The following is a 6,605-nucleotide window of genomic DNA, read 5'->3' as shown; positions in this document are numbered from 1 at the left end:
GAAGGTCCGCTCGGCGCGGCAGCTAGGCGCTGCCATATTGTTTGGCGAAAGGACGGTCAGATCGGCGTAGCTTTCGACGAGTAACGCCGCATCAGCTAGAGACCCTCATCCTTTCGAATGTCGCCTTGTGGTCCCTAGCTGCCCTCTTGCGTGATAGCCGGCGTCTGCTGTTGAGAGGAGACCGGACGAGCGGGCTGCTGGCCTCCACAGCCGCTCGTGACCCACTGCGGACCTCGCACGAGTCGCTTCATTTTGTGGCTAACCTGACCCCGTTCTAGGCAGTCGGAAAGAGCGCAGCCAATGGACCTAGTGACAGCAGAGGCATGCTGAGGGTGAAGGTTTCAGAGCAGGAAGAGTGGCCGAGAGCTTGCTCGATCAGCGCTTATCTGCCGTCTGACTGTTGGCTTTCTTTTCGAGTTCATCAATTCTGTCGAGTGCGTTGCTTAGAAGCTCGCCTAACACCAGCAGTGTTGAGTAGAGCTGCTGCGACATACCGGGGGTCGCAGCATGTATCACTCGCTTTATTTCCTCTCGCATTGCCATGGCTTTTCCCGCAGGGCGCTTCATAATCGGAGCTGAGACAGACCGACTTCATCGGCTCTAGAACTCAGGCGCAAGTAGACGTCATTTGGGGCGATCCTGCTCAATCCGGTTCGCGGTTGCGAGTTTTTCCTCGATATACTGCTTTAGATCGCCGACCTCTTTCTCAATGGCCGCTCGCGTGATGTTTTGGTTCTTGGCGCCTTCAACGAGGCGGTCAACCAATACGTCCACGCTTTGTGAAGCGCCCGGCGTCCCGTATTGCTCCGCGGCGTGAACGCTGTTCTCGATCCAAAAATCAATGTACTCGCGCGTGGACGTAAGCATGTGATCTGCCAGCATCGAATTGAGCTTCGCCTGGAGCGTAACTAGATGCAGGGCTCGGGGCAAGGCGGCACCCCGCACAGCGGTCCCAGGCTTTGCTATCAGACGTTCCGGTTGCGGCCTGTACCTTCAGCTTCACGGGCAGCAGCCCATTTCCGGCCTCGGCGGCCTAGTGCGGTTTTCGTAGTAGCCTTTTTGCCTTTCGGGCGCATAAACGGACATGTCCGATTCTCATTACCGAACCTGTCGGTGTGGCGCGGTCTATAGCCGAATCGAGGCGATGGCCCCGGGTCGGCAGATCGCCAGCTTCGAGTGCTCGGTTTGCGGCGCGACCATGGAATCGTGGAACACCGCTTGGGTGCCCACGTATAGGTTGATTGCCGGCCCCGTCCGACTTCCTCGACCCAGCTAGTTATTGCAACTCTCGGCATGTCCCCGGATTAGCCATTGATGGCAGTCGTTCGGCAAGTCGTTCACAATCGTTGAGGTGACCTCAGACGACGCGCGGCCAGCGAAGCAGATGTGGCTGGCCTTAGCCAAGCCCAGTCAGGCGTTGACGCTAGTACTCGCGGCTGTTCCCGAAGGCTGGACGGCCGAAATTGTACCAACGGTTCTCACTGCAAAGCAGCAATCGCTGTTTCAGGAACTCAACCTTGAACCAGGAGAGGTTTACAGGCTCGCTCCAGAGTGAGGCACTTGGCGACCTCTCTAGTAGCTCCCCGTCTCCGGTTGGGCCGATGCCATGAGCGTAGAAACCTATGCCACTGTTCGAGCGTTCCCGGGGATGGCCAAGCAAGAGCAAGAAACCAAGCATCTGCCGGCTTGCTCGGCTTGTCATAAGCCCATGCACTTCGTTGACGTAGTTGGTTCTCTGGACGGGCCGATTGCCATCTTTCGATGTCCCGAATGCAAGAAGCTGTTTTGGGACCAGCCGAAACGTGACCAAGAATAAGGTCGCCTCAGTCGGCGGCCTCTTTCCCATTTGAAGTCCGCTTCTGGCCCGTAGCCGAAAGTGGCCTAAACGCGCGTCATGTCCGGCTTCAGGGGCAAACCGGACCACGGTCTGACTTGGCATCTGCCGCCGCTTTTGACCCTCAGCGGACCTCGCCCCTGCCAAAAGTCAGTTGATCTAAGTCAATGGCCGCCAGCCGTGCGGGTCAAATCTTCAGGCATGATTGAGCCCCAGCCAGAAAAACGTGCGGCACCCAAGCCGACGCACTTGGAAGAGGCTCGACGTGTTATCGAGGAGTACATTGCCAATCTGCGCGAGATCATCAAGAAGCTCCGCCAAAAGATGAACTAAAGGCCGCTTGGCTTCGGCAGTTAGCGGCCAGCGTTGTGGCGTGCCCGATTTCGTCCGCAATACGACTATTGGTCGCGGGTAAGACTGCTCGGGCCGAATTGTCTGGAGCCCTTCACAAGTTAAAATTGCACCGGCGCTGCATTCCTAGGGGGACGTTGTATTCCACAGGGAGGCGACAACGATGATGAATGCCGTCAGATGCTTTGCAGCCATCGCTGGCTGCGCCGTATCGCTGCTGCCGCACTTCGCAACTGCCCAGACCCCAGGTCCCATTCCATCATCATTGGTCACGCCCGATAAGATCGAGTCGCGCATTGGCGCGCTCGAGTTCAAGGACGGCGTCCCGAGCAAGGCGACTGCCGACAAGCTCTTCGACAATCTCGACTTCACCTATGCCTATCGCGCGTTCATGGACAACATGCGGGGCGTCAGCATCCATGCGCTACGCGAGGGTTTGCGAAGCGTCGGCGTCAAGGAGAACGAGGTGATCGTCTTCTCCGACCTGATGGATGCCAAGTCGCTGTTCCTGACGGCGAACGCCGACACCATCTACGTTATGGGCTACCTCGATCTGAGCAAAGGGCCGGTGGTGGTGGAGACACCGCCCAAGTTTCTCGGCACCGTGCAGGACGCCTGGTTTCGCTGGATCATCGATCTCGGCCTGCCCGGCCCCGATCGCGGAGAAGGTGGCAAGTACCTGATCGTGCCGCCGGATTACAAGGGTCAACTGCCCGACGGCGGATACTTCATCGGGCATGCCCGCACCAACACCATCCTGTGGTTCGGCCGCTCTTTTCTGGAGGATCACAAGGATCCGAAGCCGGTCGCCGAGACAATCCGTAAGTTCACCAAGGTCTACCCTTACGAGCCGGGCGGCGTGGGCACGCCGATTTCGGACTTCCTGGCCGGCAAGGCCAAGCTGGGGCGGGTCACCGCACCGCCGGCGACGGTGTTCCATGAAGGCAGCGGCAAGGTGATGAATACCCTTCCGCCGAACGACTGGACCTTCTACGACATGCTCAACGAGGTCGTGCAGAAGGAGCCGGCGACCTCGCTCGATGCAGAATTGATGGGACCGGTCGCCGCCATCGGCATCGTCAAGGGCAAGCCGTTCGCGCCCGATGCACGCATGAAGAAGATCATGACCGATGCTCTTGCGCTCGCCAACGCGACCTCGCGTGCCCTGTTCATGGTCCCGCGCGATCCGAGCTGGTTCTATTACCCGAACTCGTCGTGGTTCAACTTCCTGTTCGTGAGCGGCTACGAGTTCGAAACGCCGATCCCGGAGATCACGCGCGAGGGAGTCAAACCCTTCCCGGCCACCGGCTACCGCACCATGGATGCGCGCACCAACTTCTTCTACGGCGTTACCGGCATCACGCCAGCAATGGCGATGCGGCTGCCTGGCATCGGCTCGCAATATCTGCTGGCGATGACCGACGCGGAAAGGAATTATTTCGACGGCGCCAAGACCTACAAAGTGACGCTGCCCAAGGGCATCCCGGAAGAGAACTTCTGGTCGTTCACGGTTTACGACAACATGACGCGGTCGATGCTCGACACACCGCAGCGTTATCCCCGCGCCGGCAGCCAGAGCTACCCGTCGCCAGCGGCAGAGGCGGATGCCGACGGCTCCACGACCATCTACTTCGGCCCCACGCAGCCCGCAGGAGTGAAGCGCGGCAACTGGATACAAACCGACCCGAAGAAAGGCTGGTTCGTGATCCTGCGCCTCTACAGCCCGCTTGAGCCGTTCTTTACCAAGAGCTGGCGGCTGAGCGAAGTCGAGCAGGTGAAGTGACATGCGGCGGCGGCAGGCATAACCAATCGCCTGCCGCCGCAGGCTGGACGAGCGAGGCTGGCAATTGCCGCTTAGGAACGATCGAGAGGAGGAGCACGTGGCACCTAGTTGGTCGGCTGTACTGTACTTCCCCGCCCTAGCAGCGGCTCTCGCTTTCAGCGGATCCACTGGGCTGGCTGCCCAGGAGAATGTGCAAAGTATGTTAGCTGCCCAGATCCGCTTGCAGGGATTCGTCTGTGACAAGGCCATTGGTGCGAAGAAGGACGCGAAGCGCTCAAGACCTGATTATGCCGTTTGGGTGCTCAACTGTGGTAACGCGCGATACCGCGTGAGCCGGGCACCCGACATGGCTGCCAAAGTCGACCCGCTCCGTTGACTGGCCCTGCCTCACTAGCTGCGGGCTGGCAGCCGGAAGATAAACTGGTGCGGACGCATGAGCGATGCCCGCAAGTGGCCCATCGCTGCCGTCCGAGGGGCGGCTCGTCATGTCGGCTCTCAAGAACGGACCGGAAGTTGCAGCCGAGCGCCCGACCGACGCTTTTGACCCGAGGCGGACATCGAGATTTAGTTGGCAACTAGCCGGCCTTGTCGGCTATGCGTAGCGGCACAATATAAGTAGCGGTCCGGCCAGCTTGCGCTACGATACAGTCGCGCCAGGGTAGCAGGAGGCCGGACATGCCTATCACTGTCTCGATGATCGTATTGGGTTCGCAACTGGTGGTGCCGGTGGCGGACGGGGTGCCGAAGTTCGATATCACGCGGAGCTGCAAGCTGGACGTTGCGGCCACCGCCGGCCTCACCGTCGATCAGTCGGTCAAGACCTGCATCAGAGATGAGCAGAAGGCGCGGCAGCAGCTCGCAAGCCAGTGGTCCAAATTCCCCGCGCCAAGCCGGGCAAGTTGCACTTCGCAGGAAAGCATTGGCGGCACGCCAAGTTACGTCAGCCTGCAGACCTGCCTGCAGATGGGCCAGTGGTCGAGATGACCGGCGTGATCGCCATTTGACGCTGTTTCGCCTCACGCGTGGTGGTCGTATTCGCTCAGCGCGATCCGGACCTCGCGGGCAAAATCGATCAGCGAGACCGTGAACGCGCCGAGCGAGATCAGGAAGAAGATCGCAACGCCGTACTCATGCCGGAGCTGAAGAAACGCGGTCACAAAGGCCACGATGATGAGCAGTGTCACCGCAATACTCGCGACCACTGCCCAGAAAATGGCGCGGTTCATCATGGCGGCTCGCCGCATCAGGCGCGGCAGATCGGCCTTGAGCCGCGACCGCACAGTATCATGATCCGGGATCTCCCGTTCAGGACCGCGGTCCGGTCAACGATCCTATTCAGGCGGTTGATCAGGAGGGCGATGAAGGCAGCCAATGCGCCCAACAGGAACGCGGGCGCCGCCGCCTGCGAAATGACGTGTGCGAGCTGACTGATGGACGGCGTATCGAGGTACACTTACTTCGACACGATCCGCCGCGTTGGCGTCACCGTACTGGTTGGCGCCATCGGCGAAATTGAAAATGTCAGCCAGGTATTCCATCCCGCCGGCCGGTTCTCAGCGGCGAACTCGCCATAGCCTTTCAGATTGAGATATCCCTGCATGTCGCCGACCGGGAACAGGTAGCCGATTTGCGGGCCGATTCCGAAAACGCGTGACCGGAAGCCGCCCAGGATCGGGTGCTGACCAAAATCGTCCGTGACCTGCTGATACCCATAACCGACAAGGCCGACAAAAACCTGCTTCGAGAGAAACTGCGAAGCGCCCCAGTCGATGTGGAAGTCGATTCCGTTCTGATAATTCGTGTCGTGATTCTTGAAATTGTAGGTGAAGCCCGCGACCGCCGAGAATTCGTGCCCTGCCGCCGGGTTGAAGTAGGTGTAGCCACCGCCGCCGTCGATTGCGGCATGGCCGATGCCGAGGTTGGAGAGGCGCGTGGGATCGTAGGCGCCGACCGGAATGTCACCGGTCACATAGGTCATGAAATTATGCACGCCGGCGTTCCACTTCAGTGTCGCCTGCGGGTACAGATCACCCACCGACGTAAGTGAATCCGAGATGCTCCCGGTGCGTGTTGTCGCCAGCGGACCCACCAGGGTGGTGAGCGTTCCATCGATGCTTGTGCTGGCCCGGCCGAACAGGCCGGTGACCCCGATGGCCAATTGTCCGCCCAGGACCGGCGTCGCAAACGTGTAGGTCGGATTGAGCAGCACGAGATCGGCCTGCGCATTCAGATTCGCATTCAGGTTGACGCTGACGGTGCCCGGGATTCTTCCGATCTGGATCTCCCTTGCCGCGGCAACGCCCCCCGATGCGCCGACGGAGGTGTGATAGTAGACTGCAGCCCCGGACCATCCGGGCACTTGAGGGACTGCGGCGAGGCTGCTGAAGCGTCCGGGAAGCCAGTACGAAACGCCGCTCTCGTCGGCGTAGGCGGCTTCCGACAAGGATCCGAACATCAGCACAGCAACGCCGATGCTGCGGCAGGTGCGCCAATGGTTGGAATTTCGCGTCGGAATGTTGTGCGTCATCTGCCTGCCCTCAACGCCTGGAGATCAGCGATCAATCCCAGATTGACATGAATCAAATGTCGCGTCGCAAGCCATCGCCCTGCGAAACGCTCCAAATCGAAATTCCATCG

Annotated in this window: 7 protein-coding genes; 3 read left to right on the top strand and 4 right to left on the bottom strand. The window is 59.9% G+C overall.

The features are described 5' to 3' along the window. Nucleotides 1-375: 375 nt before the first annotated feature. Together IC66_RS0130380 and IC66_RS0130375 are read right to left on the bottom strand one after the other, a co-directional pair. Entirely contained in the window at nucleotides 376-543 is a 168-nt protein-coding gene (locus IC66_RS0130380) for a hypothetical protein (protein WP_157158105.1), read from the bottom strand. An 81-nt stretch (nucleotides 544-624) separates the two neighbouring features. Then, on the bottom strand, nucleotides 625-882 hold the full coding sequence (locus tag IC66_RS0130375; protein ID WP_240536428.1) for a hypothetical protein: 258 nt from the start codon (nucleotides 880-882) through the stop codon (nucleotides 625-627). Nucleotides 883-1,894: 1,012 nt separating this feature from the next. Between IC66_RS0130375 and IC66_RS46520 the strand changes: the two genes are divergently transcribed. From IC66_RS46520 to IC66_RS0130350, 3 genes are all read left to right on the top strand, one after another. Beyond that, the gene (locus IC66_RS46520; protein WP_157158104.1) at nucleotides 1,895-2,167 is read left to right on the top strand and encodes a hypothetical protein; all 273 of its coding nucleotides are present in this window, start codon (nucleotides 1,895-1,897) and stop codon (nucleotides 2,165-2,167) included. Nucleotides 2,168-2,351: 184 nt separating this feature from the next. Next, nucleotides 2,352-3,968, top strand: coding sequence for a DUF1254 domain-containing protein (locus IC66_RS0130360; protein ID WP_085967835.1), 1,617 nt, complete (start codon nucleotides 2,352-2,354; stop codon nucleotides 3,966-3,968). Between the two features lie 675 nt (nucleotides 3,969-4,643). Next, the gene (locus IC66_RS0130350; RefSeq protein WP_049801827.1) at nucleotides 4,644-4,952 is read left to right on the top strand and encodes a hypothetical protein; all 309 of its coding nucleotides are present in this window, start codon (nucleotides 4,644-4,646) and stop codon (nucleotides 4,950-4,952) included. A 32-nt stretch (nucleotides 4,953-4,984) separates the two neighbouring features. Here the strand turns inward: IC66_RS0130350 and IC66_RS48495 are convergent, their stop codons facing one another. Together IC66_RS48495 and IC66_RS0130340 are read right to left on the bottom strand one after the other, a co-directional pair. Next, nucleotides 4,985-5,248, bottom strand: a complete 264-nt coding sequence (locus tag IC66_RS48495) for a DUF2721 domain-containing protein (RefSeq protein ID WP_244429189.1) — start codon at nucleotides 5,246-5,248, stop codon at nucleotides 4,985-4,987. A 173-nt stretch (nucleotides 5,249-5,421) separates the two neighbouring features. Next, complete coding sequence (locus tag IC66_RS0130340) at nucleotides 5,422-6,423, bottom strand: SphA family protein (protein WP_038950186.1); 1,002 nt, start codon at nucleotides 6,421-6,423, stop codon at nucleotides 5,422-5,424. Between the last annotated feature and the right edge of the window lie 182 nt (nucleotides 6,424-6,605).

This window comes from Bradyrhizobium genomosp. III (genome assembly GCF_000261705.1).
Classification (GTDB): Bacteria; Pseudomonadota; Alphaproteobacteria; order Rhizobiales; family Xanthobacteraceae; genus Bradyrhizobium; species Bradyrhizobium ottawaense.
Note: the sequence above shows the minus strand (reverse complement) of the source record. Positions and strands in the feature narration are given on the sequence as shown.